Origin of the sequence: Streptomyces humidus (assembly GCF_014649655.1) — a bacterium.
Lineage (GTDB): Bacteria > Actinomycetota > Actinomycetes > Streptomycetales > Streptomycetaceae > Streptomyces > Streptomyces humidus.
On record NZ_BMTL01000012.1, the window covers coordinates 87,549 to 111,521 of the forward strand.

19 protein-coding genes are annotated in these 23,973 nt (G+C 73.7%); 12 read left to right on the top strand and 7 right to left on the bottom strand.

Annotation, left to right across the window (positions count from 1 at the left end; translation table 11 throughout):
• The first annotated feature begins 123 nt into the window (after window positions 1-123).
• From IE239_RS16150 to IE239_RS16165, 4 genes are all read left to right on the top strand, one after another.
• Window positions 124-1,320: an amidohydrolase family protein gene (locus IE239_RS16150; protein ID WP_190150015.1), complete on the top strand. Its 1,197-nt coding sequence runs from the start codon at window positions 124-126 to the stop codon at window positions 1,318-1,320.
• A 37-nt stretch (window positions 1,321-1,357) separates the two neighbouring features.
• Window positions 1,358-2,494 (top strand): acyl-CoA dehydrogenase family protein, encoded by a 1,137-nt coding sequence (locus IE239_RS16155; RefSeq protein ID WP_190150016.1) that lies wholly within the window; start codon window positions 1,358-1,360, stop codon window positions 2,492-2,494.
• A gap of 10 nt (window positions 2,495-2,504) precedes the next feature.
• Complete coding sequence (locus IE239_RS16160) at window positions 2,505-3,401, top strand: acyl-CoA dehydrogenase family protein (RefSeq protein WP_190150017.1); 897 nt, start codon at window positions 2,505-2,507, stop codon at window positions 3,399-3,401.
• Between the two features lie 532 nt (window positions 3,402-3,933).
• A complete protein-coding gene (locus tag IE239_RS16165; protein ID WP_190150122.1) occupies window positions 3,934-4,446 on the top strand; it encodes an ATP-binding protein in 513 nt (170 codons plus the stop codon).
• Between the two features lie 579 nt (window positions 4,447-5,025).
• On the opposite strand, the gene IE239_RS16170 is transcribed toward IE239_RS16165, so the two are convergent.
• On the bottom strand, window positions 5,026-5,952 hold the full coding sequence (locus tag IE239_RS16170; protein ID WP_190150018.1) for a cyclase family protein: 927 nt from the start codon (window positions 5,950-5,952) through the stop codon (window positions 5,026-5,028).
• Between the two features lie 102 nt (window positions 5,953-6,054).
• Between IE239_RS16170 and IE239_RS16175 the strand changes: the two genes are divergently transcribed.
• From IE239_RS16175 to IE239_RS16185, 3 genes are all read left to right on the top strand, one after another.
• Window positions 6,055-6,969 (top strand): SDR family NAD(P)-dependent oxidoreductase, encoded by a 915-nt coding sequence (locus IE239_RS16175; RefSeq protein WP_190150019.1) that lies wholly within the window; start codon window positions 6,055-6,057, stop codon window positions 6,967-6,969.
• 121 nt (window positions 6,970-7,090) lie between these two features.
• The gene (locus tag IE239_RS16180; protein WP_190150020.1) at window positions 7,091-8,239 is read left to right on the top strand and encodes an acyl-CoA dehydrogenase family protein; all 1,149 of its coding nucleotides are present in this window, start codon (window positions 7,091-7,093) and stop codon (window positions 8,237-8,239) included.
• 19 nt (window positions 8,240-8,258) lie between these two features.
• Window positions 8,259-9,308 (top strand): Zn-dependent alcohol dehydrogenase, encoded by a 1,050-nt coding sequence (locus IE239_RS16185; RefSeq protein WP_190150021.1) that lies wholly within the window; start codon window positions 8,259-8,261, stop codon window positions 9,306-9,308.
• A gap of 1,276 nt (window positions 9,309-10,584) precedes the next feature.
• On the opposite strand, the gene IE239_RS16195 is transcribed toward IE239_RS16185, so the two are convergent.
• Entirely contained in the window at window positions 10,585-11,700 is a 1,116-nt protein-coding gene (locus IE239_RS16195; RefSeq protein ID WP_229878113.1) for a GlxA family transcriptional regulator, read from the bottom strand.
• Window positions 11,701-11,771: 71 nt separating this feature from the next.
• On the opposite strand from IE239_RS16195, the gene IE239_RS16200 reads away from it, so the two are divergent.
• Both IE239_RS16200 and IE239_RS16205 read left to right on the top strand, forming a co-directional pair.
• Complete coding sequence (locus tag IE239_RS16200; RefSeq protein ID WP_190150023.1) at window positions 11,772-13,097, top strand: MFS transporter; 1,326 nt, start codon at window positions 11,772-11,774, stop codon at window positions 13,095-13,097.
• A 253-nt stretch (window positions 13,098-13,350) separates the two neighbouring features.
• On the top strand, window positions 13,351-14,880 hold the full coding sequence (locus IE239_RS16205; RefSeq protein WP_190150024.1) for a multicopper oxidase family protein: 1,530 nt from the start codon (window positions 13,351-13,353) through the stop codon (window positions 14,878-14,880).
• Window positions 14,881-14,967: 87 nt separating this feature from the next.
• Here IE239_RS16205 and IE239_RS16210 read toward each other — a convergent pair whose 3' ends face one another.
• From IE239_RS16210 to IE239_RS16230, 5 genes are all read right to left on the bottom strand, one after another.
• Complete coding sequence (locus IE239_RS16210; protein WP_190150123.1) at window positions 14,968-15,546, bottom strand: flavin reductase family protein; 579 nt, start codon at window positions 15,544-15,546, stop codon at window positions 14,968-14,970.
• 66 nt (window positions 15,547-15,612) lie between these two features.
• Window positions 15,613-16,410 carry an enoyl-CoA hydratase/isomerase family protein gene (locus IE239_RS16215; RefSeq protein ID WP_190150025.1) on the bottom strand — a complete coding sequence of 266 codons (798 nt, stop codon included), beginning with the start codon at window positions 16,408-16,410 and terminating at the stop codon, window positions 15,613-15,615.
• 31 nt (window positions 16,411-16,441) lie between these two features.
• Window positions 16,442-18,667, bottom strand: a complete 2,226-nt coding sequence (locus IE239_RS16220; protein ID WP_190150026.1) for an acetate--CoA ligase family protein — start codon at window positions 18,665-18,667, stop codon at window positions 16,442-16,444.
• A gap of 314 nt (window positions 18,668-18,981) precedes the next feature.
• Window positions 18,982-20,496 (bottom strand): flavin monoamine oxidase family protein, encoded by a 1,515-nt coding sequence (locus IE239_RS16225; RefSeq protein ID WP_373308108.1) that lies wholly within the window; start codon window positions 20,494-20,496, stop codon window positions 18,982-18,984.
• Between the two features lie 429 nt (window positions 20,497-20,925).
• Window positions 20,926-22,116 (bottom strand): flavin-containing monooxygenase, encoded by a 1,191-nt coding sequence (locus IE239_RS16230; protein WP_190150027.1) that lies wholly within the window; start codon window positions 22,114-22,116, stop codon window positions 20,926-20,928.
• 331 nt (window positions 22,117-22,447) lie between these two features.
• Between IE239_RS16230 and IE239_RS16235 the strand changes: the two genes are divergently transcribed.
• Genes IE239_RS16235 through IE239_RS16245 form a run of 3 tightly spaced genes read left to right on the top strand, consistent with a single transcriptional unit; the run spans window position 22,448 to window position 23,941 of the window.
• Window positions 22,448-22,894, top strand: coding sequence for a DoxX family membrane protein (locus IE239_RS16235; protein WP_190150028.1), 447 nt, complete (start codon window positions 22,448-22,450; stop codon window positions 22,892-22,894).
• Window positions 22,894-23,331: a Zn-ribbon domain-containing OB-fold protein gene (locus tag IE239_RS16240; RefSeq protein ID WP_190150029.1), complete on the top strand. Its 438-nt coding sequence runs from the start codon at window positions 22,894-22,896 to the stop codon at window positions 23,329-23,331. Before IE239_RS16235 ends, IE239_RS16240 begins: the two co-directional genes overlap by 1 nt.
• Before the next feature lie 4 nt (window positions 23,332-23,335).
• Window positions 23,336-23,941: a GNAT family N-acetyltransferase gene (locus IE239_RS16245; protein ID WP_190150030.1), complete on the top strand. Its 606-nt coding sequence runs from the start codon at window positions 23,336-23,338 to the stop codon at window positions 23,939-23,941.
• Window positions 23,942-23,973: the final 32 nt, after the last annotated feature.

Consider the following 23,973-nt stretch of genomic DNA (forward strand, 5'->3'; position numbering starts at 1 on the left):
GTCGCCTTGTCGGTCCAGGGGTCGCGGACTAGCCTGCTGGGGGACCGGTATCTGACGGTCCATCAGATAGCGCTGCGGACAGCGCGTCGGACGACCGGCGCACCGCCAGGCGGAGGGGAAGCCATGAGCACCGAACTGCCGCGCATCGTCAGCGTCGACGATCATGTGATCGAGCCCGCGCACCTCTTCGCGACCTGGCTGCCGCGCAAGTACCGGGACCGGGGGCCGCAGCCCCTCACCGCCGGGATCGGCGAGCTCGCCTACGTCGCCGGGAAGTACCGGATCACCATGGACCCGGACGGCCAGCCCACCGACTGGTGGATCTACGAGGACCTGAAGTTCCCGTACAAGCGCAACATCGCCGCCGTGGGCTTCGACCGCGACGAGATGACGCTGGAGGGGATCACGCGGGAGGAGATGCGCCGCGGGTGCTGGGACCCGAAGGCCCGGCTGGCGGACATGGACCTCAACCACGTCGAGGCCTCCCTGTGCTTCCCCTCCTTCCCCCGCTTCTGCGGCCAGACCTTCGCCGAGGCGCACGACAAGGAGGTCGCGCTCGCCTGTGTGCGCGCCTACAACGACTGGATGGTCGAGGAGTGGTGCGGCGGCAGCGGCGGCCGGCTCATCCCGCTGTGCCTGATCCCGCTCTGGGACGTCGCGCTGGCGGTGGCGGAGATCCGCCGCAACGCGGCCCGCGGGGTGCGCGCGGTGACCTTCTCCGAGATCCCCAGCCACCTGGGGCTGCCCTCGATCCACTCGGGCTACTGGGACCCCTTCTTCGCCGTGTGCGAGGAGACCGGCACGGTCGTCAACATGCACATCGGCTCGTCGTCGCAGATGCCCGCCGCCTCGCCCGACGCGCCCCCGGCCGTCCAGGCCTCGCTGTCGTTCAACAACGCGATGGCCTCGATGATGGACTACCTCTTCAGCGGCGTCCTGGTGCGTTTCCCGCGTCTCAAGCTGGCCTACTCGGAGGGGCAGATGGGCTGGATCCCCTACGCACTGGAGCGCGCCGACGACGTCTGGGAGGAGCACCGCGCGTGGGGCGGCGTGCGGGACCTCGTCCCCGAGCCGCCGTCCACGTACTACTACCGGCAGATCTTCTGCTGCTTCTTCCGCGACAAGCACGGTGTCGCGTCGCTGGACGCGGTCGGACGCGACAACGCGACCTTCGAGACCGACTACCCGCACGTCGACTCGACCTTCCCGCACACCAAGGAGATCGCCCTCGACCACGTCAAGGGCCTCGACGACGAGACGGTCTACAAGCTGATGCGGGGCAACGCGATCCGCATGCTCGGCCTGGACCTCGACAAGTAGCCGGCACGGCGGCCACGGGAGAGGAGGCACGACGACCATGGACCTGTCGGACGGCCCCGAGGACGCGGAGTTCCGGGCCCGGCTGCGCGAGTGGCTCGCCAGGACGCTGCCCACCCTGCCGCCGAAGCCCTCCCCGGACGACTGGCCCGGCCGCCGCGCCTACGACCTCGGCTGGCAGCGGACCCTGTACGAGGCCGGGTACGCCGACGTGCACTGGGAGGCTTCGCCCGGCGTCCGGCTGATCTTCCTCGAGGAGACGGAGAAGGCGGGCGCGCCCTACGTGGGGGCCGGGTTCGTCGGGCTGCTGCACGCGGGGCCGACGATCGCCGCCGAGGGGACGGCCGAACAGCGGGCCCGCTGGCTGCCGCCCGTGCTGCGCGGCGAGGAGGTCTGGTGCCAGGGCTTCAGCGAGCCCGGCGCCGGCTCCGACCTCGCGGCGCTGCGCACGCGCGCGTGGCGCGACGGCGACGAGTACGTGGTGAGCGGATCCAAGATCTGGACCTCCCACGCGGAAGTCGCCGACTGGTGCGAACTGCTCGTCCGCACGGACCCGGAGGCCCCGAAGCACCGGGGCATCACCTGGCTCGCCATGCCCATGGACGCCCCCGGCGTCACCGTCCGGCCGCTGCGCACCCTCGCCGGTTCCACCGAGTTCGCGGAGGTCTTCCTCGACGAGGTGCGGGTGCCGGTCGCCAACCGGGTGGGCGCGGAGAACGACGGCTGGCGCGTGACGATGGTGACGCTGTCCTTCGAGCGCGGCACCGCCTTCGTGGGCGAGGTCGTCGCCTGCCGGCGCGTGCTGGGCGAACTGGCCGCGCGGGCCCACCGCGACGGGCGCTGGGACGATCCGGCCCTGCGCCGGCGGCTGGGCCGCCTCAACGCCGAGTTCCGGGCGCTGTGGCGGCTGACGCAGTGGAACGTGAGCGAGGCGGAGGCCGCCCGCGGCGGGGTGCCCGGCGTCGGGGGCTCCGTGTTCAAGCTGAGGTACTCGCAGGCCCGCCAGGAGCTGTACGACACCGCCGCCGAGGTGCTGGGCGACACGGCCCTGGACCTGGCCCACCCCTGGGTCCAGGGCCGGCTCTCCTCGCTCTCGTACACCATCGCGGCCGGCACCTCGCAGATCCAGCGTGACATCGTGGCCGAACGGATCCTGGGACTGCCGAAGGGGAGGTGAGCCGTCCGCCATGCGTTTCCGACCGACGGACGATCAGCGCGCGCTGCGGGACGGCGTGCGCGGCCTGCTGGCACGCCGGTTCGACCGGGAGGCGCTGCGGGCCGCCGTGGACCGGCCGGGGCATCTGGACCGGGCGCTGTGGCGCGAGCTGGGGGCCGCCGGGTTCTTCGCGCTGCGGCTGCCCGAGGCGGACGGCGGTGTGGGACTCGGGCTGCCCGAGGCGGTGTTGGCGTTCGAGGAGGCGGGCCGGGTCCTGCTCCCGGGGCCGCTGCTGGCCACGCACCTCGCGGCGGGGCGGGTGCCCGGCGCGGCCGAGGGGGAGACGGTCGTCGCTGCCGTCGACGGCGGGCTGGTCGAGTGGCTCGACCGGGCGGACGTCGTGCGCGGCGACGCCGACGGGGCCGTGCCGCTGGACTGCGTGGACCCGCTCACCCCGCTGCACTCGGTCCCCGCGCGCGGGGCCGCCGATCCCGTCGCGGTCCTCCTCACCGCAGCGGAGCAGCTCGGCACTGCCACGCGCGCGTGCGAGCTGGCCGTGCAACACGCCCGGGCGCGTGAGCAGTTCGGCCGGCCCATCGGGGCCTTCCAGGCGGTCAAGCATCTGTGCGCGGAACTGCTGGTGCGGGTCGAGACGGCCCGTGCCGCGGTCTACGCGGCCGCCGTCACCGCCGACCCGGCGGACATCGCGGCCGCCCGGCTCCTCGCCGACGAGGCCGCCGTGCGCGGCGCGCGCGACTGTCTTCAGGTGCACGGCGGCATGGGCTTCACCTGGGAGGCGGACGTCCATCTGCTGCTGAAGCGCGCCTGGGTGCGCACCCGTCGTGCGGGCGGCGGCACGGAGGGTGAGGAGCTGCTCGCGCGGGACCTGCTGTCCGGGACGGACCGTCAGCGGGACTGCCTGCGGTGAAGGTACGGCCGACGGGCGGACGGCCGTGCGGATGTCGCGGATCGTGGCACAACGGAATCACGGAGCGTTGATACCGGGTTGTGTCCGATGCGTGACCCGTCACGGCCCGGAGTCGGCGGGTCGCTCCGGTACCTTCTGTGGGATGCGAGTGGTTCCGAGCATGAGCCATGCCGGCGGTGCCCCTGGGGCGGCGCCGGATCCGGCGGTGCGCGCCGCCGCTCGCAGGGCGGACGGGCTTCTCGCCCCCGCCTGTTCGACTCCCCGCAACGAGCGTCGCACAGTATGCCGCACGGGTACTCCTTCGCGATGGAATATGCCCGAAGCGCTTGTTGGGGTGACTGAATGTCAACCAAGCTGTCTCGTAAGGGATTCACGTTCCGTCACCCTGCCTCTGGCTGTTGTTCTGGCCATGCAGAAAATGGCTACGATCGTGGCCCCCGTCGTCATGGTGCTCACGCGGCTCGCGTGGCTCGCGTGGCGCACGGCCATGTGTCCGCCGGTTCGGATGGTGTGAGCGGTGCAGGTGCTTCAAGTGCAGCTGGAGATCCGGCCCGACCCCGCTGAGGTGGGGCGCGCCCGCAGGTGGGCGCGCTCGCGTCTCGCGGGGTCGGGGATAGCGGACGAGGAGTCGCTCGCCGAGACGCTGATCCTTCTCGTCTCCGAGCTGGTCACCAATGCCGTGGTGCACACCGGTTGTCCGGCGGTGCTGCGGCTCTCCCTGCCGGGCGCGGCGGGCGGGCCGTCCGTCGTCCGCCTGGAGGTGGCCGACGCCAGCGACCGCGCCCCGGTGCCCCGATGCGCCGGTGACGAGGCGACCGGCGGCCGCGGTCTGGCCCTCGTCGACGGGCTCGCGGACCGCTGGGGCTGGAGCGTCGAGGGCGCGGGCAAGCGCATCTGGTGCGAACTCGACCGCTGTGCCGCGCCGGGCCGGGCGGAGACCGACCGGGGCGGCGTCGCCGAGTGCCCGGCGGCGGCCGAACGCACGGTCGCGGGGCGGGCGAAGCCCGCGCCGGCCTACGGAGGCCGCGCCTACGAGGTGGTGTGACGGGCCGTCGGGGCACGCTCCCGGCCCGCGCCCGTGGCGGCGCGCGGTCGTGAGTCGCCCGGCGGGGTGCGGCGCACGGATGCGGAGAGCGCCGTCGGTTCTCGGCCCTCAGGGGCCGGTGCGCCCGTCTGTGCTTCCGTGCGCGCCCACTGCGAATCGGACGTGAGCGACAAATCGCCGTTCGGGTGTTGACGTGAGGTGTCCGTTTGATCACGCTTGTGGGCAGCGATTCGCCGCGAGGGGACGACGAGGGCTTCGGTGACGGAGGCCCTTGCCGAGTGCGGGTCGCGATTCGGCGCCGACGGCTTCCTCAGGGCCGAGGGAAGTCGGGGGGGTGCGCCGGAGTCGGATGGCGGTGCGCGGTGCCGTGCTCGGGGCGGGCAGCCGCGCGCCGCCGGCCGACGTCCCCAAGGCCCCGTTGCCCAGGAGCCCGCTGCCCGGGGGCCCTTGCCCCCTTCCCTCTTCCTTCCCTCTTCGCCCCCTGCCGCCGAGTTCTTCCGGCCTCCTCCCCGCCCCCCTCCTCGCGCCCTCCCCCCGCCCTCCTTGCGGGGCCGCTCTTCGCGGTTGCCCGTCGAGGGCTCAGAGGACGGCCACGGGGGACACCGGAGTTCCCGTGCCGCCGACGAACGGCTCGGGCATCGCCGACAGCAGGAAGGCGTAACGGCCGGTTTCTCCACAGGCTGTGGACAACTTTTCGAGATTCCAGTTCTGGCCCTGCAGCATCCCCATCTCCACCAGGTGGAGCGCGTGCACGGGCAGCCACAGGTCCTCGATCTCCGGCGGGAAGATCTCGAACGTCAGCGTGTCGTCGGCGACGGCGGCCACGTCGCGCGCGTGGAACCACTCCGGCGTGCGGATGGACAGCCCCGGGGACGGATAGCCGTAACCGTGCTTGTCGCCGCTCAGATAGACCTGGACCTGCCCGGTCCGCACGAGCACCACGTCGCCGGCGCGCACGCGCGTGCCCGCCAGCTCCTCCGCCGCTTCCAGGTCCTCCGGGGTGACCGCGTGGTCGCCCGCCAGCCGGTCGGCCCCGCGCGCGCGTGCCACGTCGAGCAGCACCCCGCGCGAGACGACGTGCCGCGCCTTGTCGATGCCGCCGAACTCGGCTCCCCCGTGCGCGGTGACGGTGGCGGCCGGACGGCCGTTGTAGAGCTTCCCCGAGTGCGACACATGGCTCAGCGCGTCCCAGTGGGTGCCGGCCTGGAGGCCCATCGTCACGATGTCGTCGCTGCACGCCACCGTGCCCGGACCGAAGACCTCCTGGTTGATCTGCACCATGGCGTGCAGCGGGTTGACCCGGCCCGGGATCAGGCCGGTCTGCACGCCGTCCTCCCGCAGCGGCAGCGCCAGCGGGACGCGGCGGCCGGTGCGGATCTCGGCGGCCGCGGCGCGCACGACGTCGTCGGTGATCAGGTTCAGCGTGCCGATCTCGTCGTCGGCCCCCCAGCGCCCCCAGTTGTTCACGCGTGCGGCGATGTCACGGAACTCGGCCGGCAGTGTCATTACGTGCCTCCCCGGGGCTTGTCCCCGACTGTCCGACAGGTCAATCTGGTCCTCGCATCCTGAATCTAACGGTCCGTCAGAAACTCTGGGAGGGGGCTGGGCATGGCGAACTTCCTGGCCGGCAAGACCGTCGCCGTCACGGGCGCGGGACGAGGCATCGGACGGGCGGTCGCGCTCGCCGCGGCGGCGCAGGGCGCACGGGTCGTCGTCAACGACTACGGCGTCGGCGTGGACGGGGCCGAGCCCACCAGCGCGATCGCCGAGGCCGTCGTCAAGGAGATCGAGGCGGCTGGCGGCGAGGCGGTCGCCGTCGCCGACGACATCTCGACGATGGCGGGCGGTCAGCGGGTCGTGGACACGGCCCTGGAGACGTACGGACGGCTCGACGGGGTCGTGTGCGTGGCCGGGATCCTGCGCGAGCGGATGCTGTTCAACATGTCCGAGGAGGAGTGGGACCCGGTCGTCGCCACCCACCTCAAGGGAACGTTCACGGTGTTCCGGGCCGCGTCGGCGGTGATGCGCGGGCAACGCTCCGGCACGCTGATCGGCTTCACCAGCGGCAACCACCAGGGCTCGGTGTCCCAGGCCAACTACAGCGCGGCCAAGGGCGGGATCATCTCCCTCGTGCGCAGCGCCGCGCTGGGCCTGCACAAGTACGGGGTGACGGCCAACGCGGTGGCCCCGGTGGCCCGGACGCGGATGTCGGCCGGCGTGCCCATGGAGCTCGCGGAGATCGGCGAGCCGGAGGACGTGGCCGCGTTCGTGGTCTACCTGCTGTCCGACCGGGCCCGGGAGGCCGGGGTCACCGGACAGGTGTACACGGTCGCCGGGCCGAAGATCGCGGTGTGGGCGCAGCCGCGGGAACTGCGGGCGGCGTACGCGGAAGGAGGTCCCTGGACGCCGGAGCGGATCGCCGAGGCGCTGCCCGGGACGGTCGGGGTGGATCCGATGCCGATGCTCACGCGGCTGGAGGAGATGGCCCGGGCCGCGCGGGACGGGGCGCGTCCCAACAGGTGATCCGGTGCGCCGTCGGCGCGCAGGCGGTCCGTGGCCGGCCGCGCCCGGTCGGCGCAGCCGCACGTCGATGCGGCCCCGCGCCCCCAGGGGGTGCCGGCCGCCCTTGCTCAAGGAGGGGAACGTGGATTTCGGATTCACGCCGGCGGACGACTCGTTCCGCGCCGAAGTGCGGGACTGGCTCGCGGCACACGTCCCGCACGCCGCCGACCGGCGCTCGTGGGAGCGCACCCTCGGGGCCGACGGGTGGATCGGGCTCGGGTGGCCGCGGGGCGGGTTCGGAAACCGGACCGGGACCCTCACCCAGCAGGTCGCCTGGGCCGAGGAGTACGCGCGGTCGGGTGCGCCGGGCCGGTCCGGGCACATCGGGGAGAACCTGCTCGCGCCCACCCTCCTCGCGCACGGCTCGCACGAGCAGCAGGCGCGCTTCCTGCCGCCGATCGCGGCCGGCGACGAGCTGTGGTGCCAGGGGTACAGCGAACCCGGCGCCGGGTCCGACCTCGCCGGGATCCGCACGCGGGCCGAACCCGCCGCCGACGGACGGTCCTACCGCGTCACCGGGCAGAAGATCTGGACGTCCCTCGCCCATGAGGCGGACTGGTGCTTCGTGCTCGCGCGCACCGACCCGGAGTCGAGGCGCCACCACGGGCTCACCTTCCTCCTCCTGCCCATGGACCAGCCGGGGCGCGTCGAGGTGCGGCCGATCCGTCAGCTCACCGGCACGAGCGACTTCAACGAGGTCTTCTTCGACGGGGCCCACGCGCGCGCCGAGCACGTCGTCGGCGCGGAGGGCGACGGCTGGCGGGTCGCCATGAGCCTCCTGGGCTTCGAGCGCGGGGTGTCGACGCTCGCCCAGCAGATCGGCTTCGCGGCGGAGCTGGCACGGGTGGTGCGCACGGCGGTGGAGAACGGCGCGGCCGACGACCCCGTCGTGCGGGAGCGGCTGGTGCGGCTGTGGGCGGAGCTGCGCACCATGCGGTGGAACGCGCTGCGCACGCTGGGGGGTTCGGGCGGGCCGGGCGCGCCCAGCGTGGCGAAGCTGCTGTGGGCGGGATGGCACCAGCGGCTGGGCGAGGCGGCGGTGCAGGTGCGGGGGGCGGCGGCGGGCGTCGGCCCGGCCGACTGGTCGCCCGCCTCGCCGTACGAACTCGACGACGCACAGCACCTGTTCCTGTTCTCGCGGGCCGACACGATCTACGGCGGCTCGGACCAGATCCAGCGCACGATCATCGCCGAGCGCGTGCTCGGCCTGCCCAGGCAACCCAAGGGATGAGACGGAGGGGAGCAGTGTGATGCGAGGCGTGGTGTTCGACGGGAAGCGGACCGAGGTCGTCGACGATCTGGAGGTGCGCGAGCCGGGGCCGGGCGAGGTGCTCGTCGCGATCTCGGCGGCCGGGCTGTGCCACAGCGACCTGTCGGTCGTCGACGGGACCATCCCCTTCCCGGCGCCCGTCGTCCTCGGGCACGAGGGCGCGGGCGTGGTGGAGACGGTCGGCGCGGGCGTCTCCCACGTCGTGCCGGGCGACCACGTCGCCCTGTCCACGCTCGCCAACTGCGGCGCCTGCGCCGACTGCGACCGGGGCCGGCCGACGATGTGCCGGCAGGCCATCGGACGGCCGCGGAAGCCGTTCACGCGCGCGGGACGGCCGCTGTTCCAGTTCGCGGCGAACTCCGCCTTCGCCGAGCGGACGGTGGTCAAGGCGGTGCAGGCGGTCCGCATCCCGGACGACGTCCCGCTGACGTCCGCCGCGCTGATCGGCTGCGGGGTGCTGACCGGGGTCGGAGCCGTCCTCAACCGCGCGCGGGTGGGCCACGGGGAGAGCGTCGTCGTCATCGGGACGGGCGGGATCGGGCTCAACGTGCTCCAGGGCGCGCGGATCGCGGGCGCGTCGCGGATCGTCGCCGTCGACGCGAACCCCGCGAAGGAGGCGGCGGCGCGGCTGTTCGGGGCCACGCACTTCCTGACGTCGGCGGACGGCGTGCGCGAGGTGCTGCCCACGGGCGCGGACCACGTCTTCGAGTGCGTGGGCCGGGTCGAGCTGATCCGCACGGCCGTCGACCTGCTCGACCGGCACGGCCAGGCGGTGCTGCTGGGGGTGCCGCCGGCGACCGCCGAGGCGTCCTTCCTCGTCTCCTCCCTGTTCCTGGACAAGTCGATCCTGGGCTGCCGCTACGGCGCCTCCCGGCCGCAGCGGGACGTCGCCCTGTACGCGCAGCTGTACCGCGAGGGCCGGCTGCTGCTCGACGAACTCGTCACGCGGACCTACCCGGTGGAGGACTTCGAGAAGGCCGCGGCGGACGCGGAGGCGGGGCGGGTGGCGCGGGCGGTGCTGACGTTCTGACAAGCCGGCGCGGCTCGTTCCCCCGGGTTGTCCACAGGCTGCGGAAAACCTCTGGGGCGATGTCGGCGCCGCCCCCTACCGTCGGGGCATGAGCTACCGCGACGTCGCCTCCCGGCAGGTCCTGTGGTGGGCCTGCACCGCCGTCGGCGCCCGGATGCCGGTCGCGATGGCCCCGCTGGCCCTGGTGTTCCTGATGCGCGAGCGTCCCGGCGGCTACTCGCTGGGGGCGGTCCTCGCGGCGGCCTTCGTGATCGGTGAGATCGTGGGCGCCCCCGTGCTCGGGCTGCGGCTGCGCCACGACCGTGCCCGCGCGCACCTGGCCGGCGGCCTGGCCTGCGGCGCCGTCGGATTCACGGGTCTGGGGGCGCTGCCGGGCGCGCATCCGGCGGTCCTGTGCGGGTTCGCGGTCGTGGCCGGGGCCGCCCCGGCCGCCGCCACCGGCGGTCTGCGCACCCTGCTCACCGCGCTGGTCCCGGAGCGGGCGACGGCGCAGGCGCTGTCGGTGGAGTCGATGCTGACGGCCGGGGTGTGGGCGCTCTCCCCGGCCGCGGTCGCCGGTCTGGCCCTCGGCGTCGCGCCGCGCGTCCCGCTGCTGCTGGCCGCCGCGCTGATGGCGTCGTCGGTCGCGGGCCTGTGGCTGCTGCCGTCCGCCTGGGGCGGGGACGGCGCGGACGGCGCGGACGGCGCGGACGGCGGGCGGCCCACGGCCCGATCGCTGCTGCGGCTGCTGACCGGAGCCTGGCCGGTGTACGTCACGGGCGCGGCCGGTCTGGCCCTGCTCGGGCTCGCCGAACTCGTGCTCCCGGCCCTGCTCGAACAACGCGGCGTCGGCGTCGGCTGGTCCGGCCCGCTGCTGACCGGGATGGCGGTGGGCGGCGGGGTCGGCGGCTTCGTCCACGGCCTGCGCGCCTGGCCGGGCCGGCTGCGCACCCGCAGCGTGGTCCTGATGGCCGGGGTGGCGCTGTGCGTGACGACGGCCGCGCTGTCGCCGGGCACGGCGGGGATCGCCGCGGCGCTGGTCGTGGGAGGCGCGCTCCAGTCGGCGGCGATGCTCACCCGCAACCTGTCCCTGCGCGAGGCCCTGCCGCCGCATGCCCTGGCGGCCGGATACTCGGTCATGTACGCGGCCGCGAGCGCGGGGTACGCGGCGACGGGGTCGCTGGCCGGCGCGCTGCTCCGGACGGTCGCGCCGTCCACGGCGGTCCTGGCCGGGGTGGGGCTGACCCTGGTGCTCACCGCGGTCGGCTGGTGGGGCGAGGTCCGGGCCGCCGGGGCGTCACCCCAGGACGCCGGCCGGGCTCCGACCGTCCTGCCCGGCGACGTCCGCGCCGCCGCCTCCGGCTCCGTTCCCGGTCCTGTTTCCGGCTCCGTTTCCGGCGTTCCGGCCGTCGCCGGTCCGGAAGGTGCGGCGATACGCGGTGGGGGTGACCCCGAGAGCGGCCTGTAGGTGCTGGCGCATCGACTGGGCGGTGCCGAAACCGGCGTTCCGGGCGACCTGGTCGACGGACAGGTCGCTGGACTCCAGCAGGTGCCGGGCCCGTTCGACGCGCTGCTGGGTGAGCCACTGACCCGGGCTGACCCCGGCCTCTTCGCGGAAGCGGCGGGTGAACGTGCGCACCGACATGGCTTCCTGTCCGGCCATGTCGCGCAGCTGGATCGGCTCGTGCAGGCGGCCCAGCGCCCACGCGCGGGCGGCGGTCGTGGTCGCCTGCTGCGGGTCGGGCACCGGGCGTTCGATGTACTGCGCCTGGCCGCCGTCGCGGTGCGGGGGCACGACGGTGCGGCGGGCGACGTCGTTGGCGACGGCGGTGCCGTGGTCGCGGCGCACCATGTGCAGGCACAGGTCGATCCCGGCGGCGACGCCGGCCGAGGTGAGTACGTCGCCGTCGTCGATGAACAGCACGTCCGGATCGACGTCGATCTGTGGGAAGAGCCGCTGGAGACGTTCGGCGTCGGCCCAGTGCGTGGTGGCGGGCCGGCCGTCGAGGTAGCCGGCGGCGGCCAGGACGTACACGCCGGTGCAGATGGAGGCGAGGCGGGCGCCGGGCCGGACGAGGGCGAGGGCGGCGGCGAGCTCGTCGGTCAGGACGCCCTCCTCGAAGACCGGGCCGAGCTCGTAGGAAGCCGGGACGATCACGGTGTCGGCGGTGGCCAGGGCCTCGGGGCCGTTCGCGACGTGGATGGCGAAGTCGGCGTCCGTCTCGACGGGGCCCGGCGGCCGCACGGAGCAGGTGACGACCTCGTACAGGCGTCGCCCCTCGGTGTCCCTGGGGCGGCCGAAGATGCGGTGCGGGATGCCCAGTTCGAAGGGGAGCAGACCGTCCAGGGCGAGGACGACGACGCGGTGGGGGCGGAAGGGGCGCTCGTCGTGAGGCGTGTCACCGTGCGGCATGGCCCGATCCTAGCGAACGCTGTCCTCCGAGCCACTCGTTCCGCGCGCATGGGTGCCCGAAGCTCGATGACGTGACCCAGACAACCGAGACGCCCGCGGCGGCAGGGCGGCGGAACCAGGACGGCAGGCCCCGCGTCCGCGTCCACCGTGCCTGGTTCGTGGCCGCCGTCACCTTCGTGACGATCATCGGCGCGGCGGCCTTCCGCTCGCTGCCCGGACTGCTCATCGACCCCTTGCACGACGAGTTCGGCTGGTCGCGTGGCACGATCGGGGCGGCCGTCTCGGTCAACCTGGCGCTGTACGGCCTGACCGCGCCGTTCGCGGCGGCGCTGATGGACCGCTTCGGCATCCGCCGGGTGGTCGCCGTGGCGCTGACCGTGATCTCCGTCGGCTCGCTGCTGACGGTGTGGATGACGGCCGCCTGGCAGCTGATGCTGTACTGGGGCCTGCTGGTGGGCCTCGGCTCGGGCTCGATGGCGCTCGCGTTCGCCGCGACGGTCACCAACCGGTGGTTCACCGAGCGGCGAGGCCTGGTCAGCGGCATCCTGACCGCGGCCTCCGCCTCCGGCCAGCTGATCTTCCTGCCGGTGCTGTCGTGGACGGTCACGCGGTACGACTGGCGCCCGGCCGCGGTGACGGTCGCGCTGGCCGCGCTCGCCGTCGTCCCCTTCGTCTGGCTGCTGCTGCGGGACCATCCGGCAGACGTCGGCCAGAAGCCCTACGGCGCGACGGAGTTCGTGCCCAAGCCGGCGCCGGTGCAGGGCGCCGCCCGACGCACCCTGCGGGTGCTGGCCTCGGCCGCGCGCACGGGCCCCTTCTGGCTGCTGGCAGGCACCTTCGCGATCTGCGGCGCCTCGACGAACGGCCTGGTGCAGACCCACTTCGTGCCGGCCGCCCACGACCACGGCATGCCGGTCACGGCGGCGGCCTCGCTGCTCGCCGTCGTCGGCGTGTTCGACGTGGTCGGCACCATCGCCTCCGGCTGGTTCACCGACCGCTTCGAGGCGCGCCGGCTGCTGGCGGTGTACTACGCGCTGCGCGGCGTCTCCCTGCTGTTCCTGCCCATGCTGCTGGCCCCCTCGGTCCACCCCCCGATGATCTTCTTCATCGTCTTCTACGGCCTGGACTGGGTGGCCACCGTCCCGCCCACCCTCGCCCTGTGCCGCGAGCACTACGGCGAGGACAGCGCCATCGTCTTCGGCTGGGTCCTGGCCTCGCACCAGGTGGGTGCGGCTGTGGTGGCGTTCCTGGGCGGCGCGGCCCGCGACGCGTTCGGCTCGTACGACGTGGTCTGGTACGGCTCGGGCGCCCTGTGCGCCGCCGCCGCACTGATGGCGCTGGTGATCCGGCGCCGGCCGACGGTCCCGGCGGCGGTCCCGGCGCCTGCCGCGGCGTGAAGGAGGCGGCGGGCCGGGCATGCCGGCCGCGTGCGCGGTGGGTCGGGCCGGGCATGCCGGCCGCGTGCGCGGTGGGGGACGGCTGCCCGTGCAGTCTCGGCAGGGGGAGCGGGGACGGCTGTCTGCGCGGTCTCAGCGGGGGAGCGGGGCGGGGGTGCGCAACCCGCCGGTGATTACTCCACGTACCGGGCGACTACCTTCCGTAATGTGAGGCTGTCCGGATTGCTCTGCCCGCTGCCTGTGGAGGCGCCTCATGACAGCCCTGTCCCGTCGTGGCGTACTGAAAAGCCTGCCTCTCGCCGCCGGGGCGGTCGTGGCCGCGGGGGCGGCGAGCCCGCCCGCGGCGGCGCGCCAGGCGGCCGACCCGCTCTTTCCGGAGCCGGAGACACGCAGCTCGTCGCCCGACACGGGACGGCTGAGGACCCAGCTGACCGTCCGGTTCACCGACCTGGAGATCCCTGACGTCGGCCGGGTGTCCACACGCACCTACGAGGGGACCGTCCCCGGCCCGACCCTGCGCGTGCATCCCGGGGACTCCCTGGAGATCACGCACGTCAACGCGCTGCCGGCGAACGGCGACGCGGCGCATCGGGACATGAACGTCCCGCATCACTTCAACAGCTTCAACCTGCACACCCACGGCATGCACGTGGACCCCACAGGCGAGTCGGACAACGTCTTCCGCGCCTTCGAGCCCGCCGCCGCCCCGGGGGATGTCACCACCCACCGCAGCCGCGTCGACGTGCCCGCGGACCACCCGGCCGGCACGTTCTGGTACCACCCCCACCTCCACGGATCGACCGCGACCCAGCTCCTGGGCGGCATGGCGGGCGTGCTCGTCGTCGAGGGGGACGTCGACGAGGTGCCCGAGATCGCCGCCGCCCGGGAGGTCGTCCTGTGCATCAGCGAACTCAAGGTGTCCGGCGGCAGGGTGCCGGACCTGACCTCGCAGGGCGTCTACGACGACATCGTCTCGACCTTCCTGGTCAACGGCGTGAAGAACCCCGTGCTGACCATCGCGCCGGGAGAGGTCCAGCGCTGGCGGATCGTCAACGCCGGGGCGCTCACGACGCACTTCCTGAGCCTGGCCGGGCAGGAGATGCACCAGATCGCCTGTGACGGCGTCACCTTCATGAAGCCCGTAGCGACCACCGGACTGGCGCTGCCCATGGGCGGACGCGCCGATGTGCTGGTCCGCGGCGGCGAGCCGGGCACCTACCGGCTGACCGGCGGCGGCCCCTCCCGTCAACTGCTCACGCTCGTGGTCACCGGGGCCGCCCGTTCGATGTCACTGCCGGCCGCCCTGCCCGGCCGGCCCACCGAGCTGCCCGAGCCCACCCGCACCCGGAGTCTGACCTTCCGCAGCTACGAGAACGTCTTCTCCGGCGCTTTCCCGAACGCCTACCGCATCCTGGGTGACGGGGAGACCCCGCCCGCCGACCTCCGGAGCGGACGGAACGACACCGCCTGGGGCCGCTTGTCGTCCGATCGCGTCAACCAGCGGGTGAGACTCGGCGAGGTCGAGGAGTGGACGGTCGTCAACGACTCCCACATCCACAGCCATCACCCCTTCCACCTGCACACCAACCACTTCCTCCTGACGGCCGTGGACAACCGGCCGCTGGCCACGCCGGTCTGGCACGACACCGTCGCCGTCCCGCCGAACGGCTCGGTCACCTTCCGGCTGCGCGCCGAGGACTTCACCGGCCGCGCCATGCTGCACTGCCACCAGCTTCAGCACAGCGACGAAGGCATGATGCAGATCGTCGACTACGTGAACTGAGCGGCGGATCGGTGAAGACGGACCCCGAAAGCCGACCCGGAAAGCCGACCCCGAAAGTTGCCCCGGAAAGCCGAGACCGTCCGTCGGTCAGAGGAACCGGCCCCTGTGGAACAGAAGGGGCGGTTCGTCCGCGCTCTCGCCCGTTCCCAGGGCGTTCACCCGGCCCACTACGACCAGGTGGTCGCCGCCGGTGTGGACGGCGTGGATCGCGCAGTCGATCCAGGCGAGCGCGCCGGCCAGGCGCGGGGCGCCCGAGACCGGGGCCGGGTCGTGGTCGACGCCCGCGAACTTGTCCGTGCCGCTCGCCGCGAAGGCGCGGCACAGCGACGCCTGCCGGGCGCTGAGCACGTTGACGCAGAAGACGCCCGCTCGGGCGATGCGCGGCCAGGTCGTGGACGTGCGGCCGACCATGAAGGCGACCAGGGGCGGTTCGAGGGAGAGCGAGGAGAAGGACTGGCAGGCGAAGCCGGCGGGACCCTCCGGCGTCGGCGCCGTCACGACGGTCACCCCGGACGCGAAGCTCCCGAGCACCCGCCGGAACTCGCCCGGATCGACGGGCGCCCGCTCGTCCTCGCGCACGCAGCGCAGTTCGGGGCGCGGCAGCGGCTCGACCGGGCCCGCCCTGAGATAACGGACGGCGGCGGCCGCCATTCCCGCATGTCCCATCATGCCCTCATTGAAGCTGACGGCTCGTCAGATGGGAAGGGGTGCGGGCGCACGGACGGCCGGCCGTCACCGCCCCCGGAAGTCCGTCGCCCGGCGCTCCACGAAACTCGTCACGCCTTCCTGGGCGTCCCTCGTCGTCATGTTGATCTCCTGGGCGGCGGCCTCGGCGGCGAAGGCCGTGGCGCGGTCGGACTCCATTGAGGCGTTGACGAGTTGCTTGGTGAGGGCGAGGGCGCGGGTGGGACCGGCGGCCAGGCGGGCCGCCCACTCGCGGGCCGTCTTGTCCAGCTCGCCGTCCGGGACGACCCGGTTGACCAGGCCCAGCCGTTCCGCGTCCGGCGCGGTGAGCGCGTCGCCGAAGAACATCAGCTCCTTGGCGCGCTGCGGGCCGACGAGACGGGGCAGAAGATAGGCGCCGCCGCCGTCGGGGACGAGGCCGCGGCGGACGAACACCTCGATGAAGCGCGCCGATTCGGCCGCCAGGACCAGGTCGCAGGCGAGCGCGAGGTGCGCGCCCAGGCCGGCCGCCGTGCCGTTCACCGCGGCGATCACCGGCTTCTCGCAGTCGAGGACGGCGGCGACCAGGCGCTGGGCGCCGAGGCGGAGGGTGCGGGCGACGTCCCCGGCGATCCGCTCGCCGCGCGCGCCGCCGCCCCGCAGATCCGCCCCCGCGCAGAAGCCGCGGCCGGCGCCGGTCAGGATCACCGCCCGCACGCCCGGGTCCGCCGAGGCCTCGCCGAGGAGCGCGATCAGGCGGTCGCGCCCCTCGGGGGTGAGGGCGTTGAGGGCCTCGGGGCGGTCGAGGGTCAGATGGGTGACATGGCGGTCGGTCCGCCGGCGTATCGACGGCTCCGGCACGGTCATGCTCCGTTCCCCCGGTCGCGGGAGGCGGCCCTCACCGGCACACCGCCAGCGCGTCCAGGGCCACCGCTCCCTGGCCCCGGGGCAGGACCACGAGCGGGTTGATGTCGAGTTCGGCCAGGTCGTCGCCGAGTTCCAGGGCCATGCGCTGCACCCGCAGGACGACCTCGACGAGCGCGTCGACGTCGGCCGGGGGGCGGCCGCGGACGCCGTCCAGCAGCGCCCTCCCGCGCAGCTCGGCCAGCATGTCGCGGGCCTGGTCCTCGCCGAAGGGCGGCACGCGCACGGCGGCGTCCCGCAGGACCTCCACCAGGACCCCGCCCAGCCCGACCGTGACCGTGGGGCCGAACAGGTCGTCGTGGGTGACGCCCACCACCGTCTCCACGCCCCGCTCGACCATCTGGCACACCAGGACGCCGTCCAGCGCGACGCCCTCGTAGCGGGCGATGTCGGTCAGCTCGCGGTAGGCGTCCCGGACCTGGCTCGCCGAGGTCAGGCCGATCTTCACCAGGCCCAGTTCGGTCTTGTGGGCGATCTGCGCGCCGGACGCCTTCATCACCACCGGGTAGCCGACCAGGCCCGCCGCCCGCACGGCCGCCGCCGCGCTGGTCACCAGCTGCTCGCGCGGCACCCTGATGCCGTACGCCCGCAGCAGCTGCTTCGCCGCGTGCTCGCTGAGCTGCTGTCCCGGCCGCATCAGCAGCTGCGCCTTGCGGAAGGACGGGGAGAGGGTGCGCGGGGCCTGGTCGAAGGGGGAGCGGTAGCCGGTCACGAAACGGTGGTGCTCGAGATGGGCGCGGACGGCCGAGATGCAGTTGGCCAGGGTGCGGAAGGTGACCACCCGGGAGGAGCCCAGCAGCACCTCGCGGTAGGCGGGTTCGGTGCCCACCGGGGAGCCCCAGACCACGCACACCAGCTTGTCCGTCCGTTCCGCCGCGTCCACCAGGTCCTGGACCAGGCGGTCGCTGAGGGGAGGGAAGGGCCCGGTGACGGGACAGATCAGGACGCCCACCGCGGGGTCGTCGAGGATCGCGTCGATGATCTTCCGGCCGCGCTCGTCGCCGACCGGGTGGCCGCCGTTGTCCACCGGGTTGGCCACGTTCAGGTACGCGGGGATCCACTGGTGCAGTTCGGCCTGTTTCGCGCTCGACAGGGCCGGCAGGTCCAGGCCCGCCGCCGTGGCCAGGTCGGCCGCGTGGGCGCCGGTGCCGCCCGAGATGGAGTAGATCACCACGCCGGAGGCCCGCGGCGGCCGGGCCCGCGCCAGCAGGGTCGCCGTGTCCTGGAGTTCGTCCAGGCCGTCGACGCGGATCACGCCGTACTGCCGCATCGCCGCGTCGACGACGTCGTCCGCGCCGGTCAGCTTGCCGGTGTGGGAGGCGGCGGTACGGGCGCCGGCCTCGGTGCGGCCCACCTTGACCGCGACCACCGGCACCCCGCGCCGCGCGGCCCGGTCGGCGGCCAGCAGGAAGGACCGGCCGTCCTTGAGGCCTTCGACGTAGCAGGCGATGGCGCCGACCTCCGGACGCTCGGCGAAGTAGGAGAGGAAGTCCGCGGTCTCCAGGTCGGCTTCGTTGCCGGTGGGCGCCCAGTGCGAGAGGCGCACGCCGAGCTCCTGGAGGGCGAAGACCGGACGGCCCTGGTGACCGGACTGGGTGATCAGGGCGATCGCCGGTCCGGTGAGGTCGCCGCGGAACCGCTCGAAGGCGTTGAGGTTGGTGTTGGGGCCGAGCAGCCGTATGCCGGAACGTTCCACCGCCGCCGCCAGGCGCTCCTGCGCGGCCGCGCCCTGTTCGCCGGTCTCCGCGAAGCCCGAGGCGAAGACGACCGCGAACTTCACCTTCGTCTCCGCCAGTTGTTCGATCACCGGCAGCGGGTCGGCGACCAGCAGTACCGCCAGGTCGACCTGCTCGGGCAGGTCGGCGACGGACGCGGCGCAGGGCAGCCCGAACACGCTCGCGCGGGTGGGGTGCACGGGATGCAGACGCGCCCCCACCCGCTCCGCCCAGCTCACCAGCTGCCGGGTGACACCGGTGTTCGGGCGTCCTTCGGCGTCCGAGGCGCCGACGACCGCGACCGACCCGGGCCGGAAGAACCGGTCCAGATCGGGCACGTCCGCGTACAGCGGACGGCCGCTGACGTCGAGGTCGTCCGCCTGGGCCGGCCGGCCGTGGACGGCGGGTCCGGGCTCTTCGCCGCACGCGATGACCCGGGCCCGGCGGGAGTCGGTGGTGAGGGTGCCGTGGGTTGATCCAAGCATCGGTCCGCCCGCTCCTGTGTGACTGCCGTGAGTGACCACCAAGTAACTGACGCTCTGTCAGGTTACAGAACTGACGGCCCGTCAGGAATGGTCGTGCACGTGGAAAGCGCGTGCGTGGGGAGACCGCGTGCGTGCGGAGACCCCGGCGTGGGGTGACCGCGTGCACGCGTGGGCCACGTGCTCGCATGGCCCACGTGCACGCATGGCCCACGTGCACGCATGGCCTACGTGCACGCATGGCCTACGTGCTCGCAGGAGGCCCCGTGCCCCCCGGAGGGGCTTGCGCGCTGTGGGCGGCGGACCGCGCCCGCCGTCTACAGCGCGGCCAGCACCTCCGCCGCCACCCGCTCGCCCGAGCGCACCGCTCCGTCCATGAAGCCCATCCAGTGGACGGAGGTCTCCGTGCCGGCCCAGTGGATCCCGCCGACGGGCCGGCGCAGCGCCTGGCCGTACCGGGTCAGGACGCCGGGCGCGGCGATGGAGACGGGGCCGCCGCGGGTGTAGGCCTCGTTGTTCCAGCGTTGCAGGACGAAGGACGTGGGGGAGGCCGCTTTCGGGCCGAAGTACGTGACGTAGTCCTTGAGCACGGCCGCCCGGACCTCCGCCTCGCTCGCCGCGTCGTACGCCCGTGCCTCGTCGGCCTCGATGAAGCCCATCAGCGCGCCGTAGGAGGCGTCGGGCGGGGAGTTGTCGAAGGTGGAGCTGACCACGCCGGTGTCGCTGACGACCTGGCCGTTGAGTCCGTCGGCCCGCCAGAAGGGCGTGTCGTAGATCGCGATCGCCTTGCCTACCGACGCCATCGGCAGGCGCTGGGTGAGCTGGTCGCGGGCGGCGGGCAGCAGCGGGTCGTACGTGATGCGGGCCGCGAGCGGCGGGGGCACGGCGACGACGACCTTCCGGGCGGTGACGGTGACGCCGTCGGCCGTCACGACGTACTTCGCGCCGGAGCGGGCGATCGTGCGGACGGGGGCGTTCAGCACCACCCGGTCGCCGAGCGTGGCGGCGAGCCTGACCGGCACCTGCTGGGATCCGCCGACGAAGCGCTGCTCCTGGGCGCCGCCCGCGGTGTCGGTGAGGCGTTCCAGGGTGCCGGGGGCCGACTCGTCGCCGGCGGCGGCGATGTAGAAGAGCACGAACAGCAGCGACAGCTCGCGCGGCTCGGCCGAGAAGATCGAGGTGCAGGCCACGTCCAGCAGGAACTTGGCGGACGGGATCACGGCGTTGGCGCGCAGCCAGGTCTCGAAGGTCTGCCGGTCCCACTCCTCGGCCTTCGGGGCGGTCCAGGGCGCGTCGACCGGGACCGTCTTGGCCATGTCGTCCAGCGAGGCCTGCACGATCGCCGCGTTGGCGAGGCCGGCCGCGTCGACCGGGGGGACCGAGCCGAGCAGGCCGTCGGTGGCGTACGGGGTCTTCTTGCCGTCCTTGTAGAGCAGGTTCTTGCCGGCGTTGTAGGTGGGGAAGGTGGCGACGCCCAGGGAGTCGGCGAGCGCCTTGATGCGGGTCTGGGTGGGGCCGATGAACTCGCCGCCGCCCTCGGTGACCCCGCCGTTCGCGAGCGGGAGGTTGACGACCCGGCCGCCCACCCGGTCGCGGGCCTCCAGGACGGCGACCGTGCGGCCGGCGGCGACCAGGTCGCGGGCCGCGGTGAGACCGGCCAGCCCGGCGCCGACGATCGCGACGTCCACCTCCCGGGTGGCCGCGGCGGCCGGACCCGCGGCGGTCGCGCCGAGCGCGGTGGCGCCGGCGGCCACCGCGGCCGTGCGGCCGAGCAGGGAGCGGCGGGACATCCTGGGGGCGGGCTGTGCGGTGGGCTGTCTTTCGCTTGCCACGTGCGTCCTCCGTCGGGCTTCGGGAGCGAGAGGTGGGTGGAGCCGAAAAGGTGAACAGGGCTCACATTCTGGCTCCGCACGGGGGTGCGCGACAACGCTCTCGTCACACTTGACACAGGTGTAACGAGCAGCGGAATCAAAGGAGTTACCGCGAGTTACATCCGGCGGCGCCTGACGTCGGGGCTGACGCCAGTGGTTGACGCCAGGGGCTGAAGTCCGAGGCTGACGCCTGCCGGCCGCGCGGGCCGCGTGCTGACTGCCGTCATCGCGCGCAGCGCGCCGCGCACCGTCACCGCCCGTCACCTGCCGGAACCGCTGGCCGCGTGTCGACTGTCCGGCCGACTGCCGGCCGACCGCCTACCGCCGATCGGACCGCCTACCGCCTACCGCCCACCGCCTACCGGCAGACCGATGGCCTACCGCTGGCCGTCACCGCCGGGCGCGGCGGACGGCCTTGGCTATCTTCTCCGCGTCGATCGACAGCTCGCGGAGCGTGCCGCTGATGGGGGTGGTGAATCCGGTGAAGTAGAGGCCGGGCGCCTCCTCGCAGGTGCGGGCGCCGTGCGCGACGGGTCTGCCCCGTTCGTCGAGCACGCCGAGGTGGCCGACCAGGGGCTCCAGGGCGCGGACGTATCCGGTGGCCGCGACGACCGCGTCCGGGGAGATCCGGGTCCCGTCGGCGAGCACCACCTTGCCGCCGTCCTCGAAGCCCTCCACGGCGGCCACGACCTCCACCCGGCCCTTGCGCACGGCCTCGATCAGGCCGACGTCCTGCACCGGGATCGCGCCCTGCCTGGCCCGGGTGTAGAGGCCGGTGTCGGGGCGCGGCAGCCCGTGCGCGGACAGGTCGGGGATGCTCGCCCTGGCCATCACCCGGCAGATCCGGTCGACGAGGGCGACGGGCAGACGGCGCACCAGGATGCCGCTGTACTGCGCGGCCCAGCCGGCGGTCGAGCGGCGCACCAGGTGCGGGACGGTGCGCACCGCCAGCCGCACCCGCCCGGCCCCGTGCTCCACGAGGTCGACGGCGATCTCCGCGCCGGTGTTGCCGACGCCCACGACGAGGACGTCCCGGCCGGCGTAGGGCGCGCCGTCGCGGTAGGCGCCCGCGTGGGTCAGCTCACCGGTGAACTCCTCGCGGCCGGGCCAGTCCGGCAGGTACGGGGTGTGGTTGTAGCCGGTGGCGACGACGACGGCCGAGCCTACGAGCTCACGGCCGCCGGTGGCGCGCAGCAGCCAACCGGCGCCGTCGGCGGTGCGCTCGACGCGGGAGACCTCGACGCCGGTGACGATCTCCAGCTCGTGGACCTCGGCGTACTTCTCCAGATACCGCACCACGTCGTCGCGGGCCGCCCAGCGCCCGAACCGGCGCGGCATCTTCAGCCCCGGCAGGGCGGACAGCCGTCGCGTGGTGTGCAGGTGCAGCCGGTCGTAGTGCCGCCGCCAGGACGCCCCGACCGCGTCGGCCCGCTCCACGACGACCGCCCGTATGCCCAGGGCGCGCAGCGCGTACGCGGTGGCGAGACCGCCGGGGCCGCCGCCGATCACGTAGACGGGACGGTCGGCCGGGTTCGCGGCGGTGATCGCCTGGGGGGCCGGGCGCGGTGCGGAGTCTTCCATGAGCGCGAGCGTAATCACGTGGACCGTTGATGGGTCTCGGTCAAGACCGGAATTGGTTGCGGATCGATCACGTGTGGGGGAGAAGCGGGTGGAACCGGTGACGTAGACCACGTCGTCGTGAAGGACCGGCGAGCGGAGAGAGGCGGGAAGTGAGGGACGAGGTTGAGGGATGACGGGTGAGAGATGAGGGAGCGGAAGGGGGGAAGGCGAGCGTGGTCGTGCGGCCGGACCGAGCCGGACGGCTCCGGGCGGGGCATGGCGGGCGTGTGGGGTTGCTCGGTGGGAGCGCGCGGGGTTCCGGGGAGTCGTGATCTGACGTACCGTCAGATTCATGGATGCGATCTGGCTCGACGGGGCCGAGTGGCTGGCGGTGCTGCGGATCGGACTCGGACTGTGGTGGCTGGAGAGCTGGCGCCACAAGGACAAGAAGGCCTGGTTCGAGGGCTCCGGCATCGCCTGGGCGGCGGACGTGGCGGCGAAGCACCGCTGGAACACGGTCCGTTCGGGTTTCGCCGCGGTGGTGCAGCCGCGCCCGCGCGTCATGGCCTATGTGGTGGTGTACGCGGAGCTGGCGCTCGGGCTCGGGCTGATCACCGGCTTCCTCACTCCGGTCGCGCTGGCCGGCGGCCTGCTCCTCAACCTCCTCTACCTCGTCCTCATGATCCACGACTGGGCCGAGCAGGGGCAGAACTCGATGATGGCGCTGATCTCGGCGGTGGCGCTGGGCGGGATGGCCTGGCAGACGTGGTCCCTGGACAGCGCGCTGGGATGGTTCTGATGGCCGCCGCCCGGTACGACCTCCCCGAGGCCGACGTCTTCACCCGCACGTACTGGGACGCCGCCGCCGAGGGCCGGCTGCTGATCCGGCGCTGCGGAGCCTGCGCGCGGGCCCACCACTACCCCCGCGAGTTCTGCCCGCACTGCTGGAGCGAGGACGTGGCCTGGGAGGACGCGAGCGGCCTGGCCACCCTCTACACCTGGTCCGTCGTCCACCGCAACGACCTGCCGCCCTTCGGGGAGCGCACGCCGTACGTCGCGGCGATCGTCGATCTGGCCGAGGGGCCGCGGATGCCGACCGAGCTGGTGGGGGACGCCGAGCCGCGCATCGGAATGGCGTTGGCGGTCGCCTTCCGGGACGGGATCCCGGTGTTCCGGGCGGCGGCCGCCGACCCGGCCACGCCCTTGCCCCCGCCGGTCCGGACAGGTGTTCAATGATCTGATGACCGAGACCCATGAGCCCTTCTCCGCGCCCCACACGATTCCCGTGCTCGACGGCCACGGCCTCCGGCTCCGCGCCTGGGACCCCGGGTCCGCCGCCGACGTGGAGGCATGGCTGCGCGGGCACCTCGACCCGGAGTTCCGGCGCTGGAACACCCCGCTGCGGACGATCGCCGACATCGCCGGCGCCCGGGCCTCGATGGAGGGCAAGAACGCGGACGCCGCCGCCGGGCACGCCCTGCCGTTCTGCGTCACGGACGCGGGCGACGGGACGATCCTCGGGCAGGTCTCCGTACACATGATCGACCGCGTGCTGAGCTTCGCCCGGGTCGGCTACTGGGTCCTGCCGGAGGCGCGCGGCCGGCACGTCGCCACCGCCGCCCTGCTGCTCGCGGCCCGCTGGTCGTTCACCGAAGTCGGCCTGCACCGGCTGGAGTTGGGCCATGCGATCGGTCACGGCGCCTCCTGCCGGATCGCCGAGCGCTGTGGGTTCCGGTACGAGGGGACCCTGCGCGGGGCGATGTGGGAGGCGGACCGCCGTGACGCCTTCCGGGACGCCCACCTGCACGCACGCCTGGCGACGGACCCGGAGCCGGAGTTCCCGTGAGGGCGCGGTAATCCGCAGGCGGCGCAAGGGGC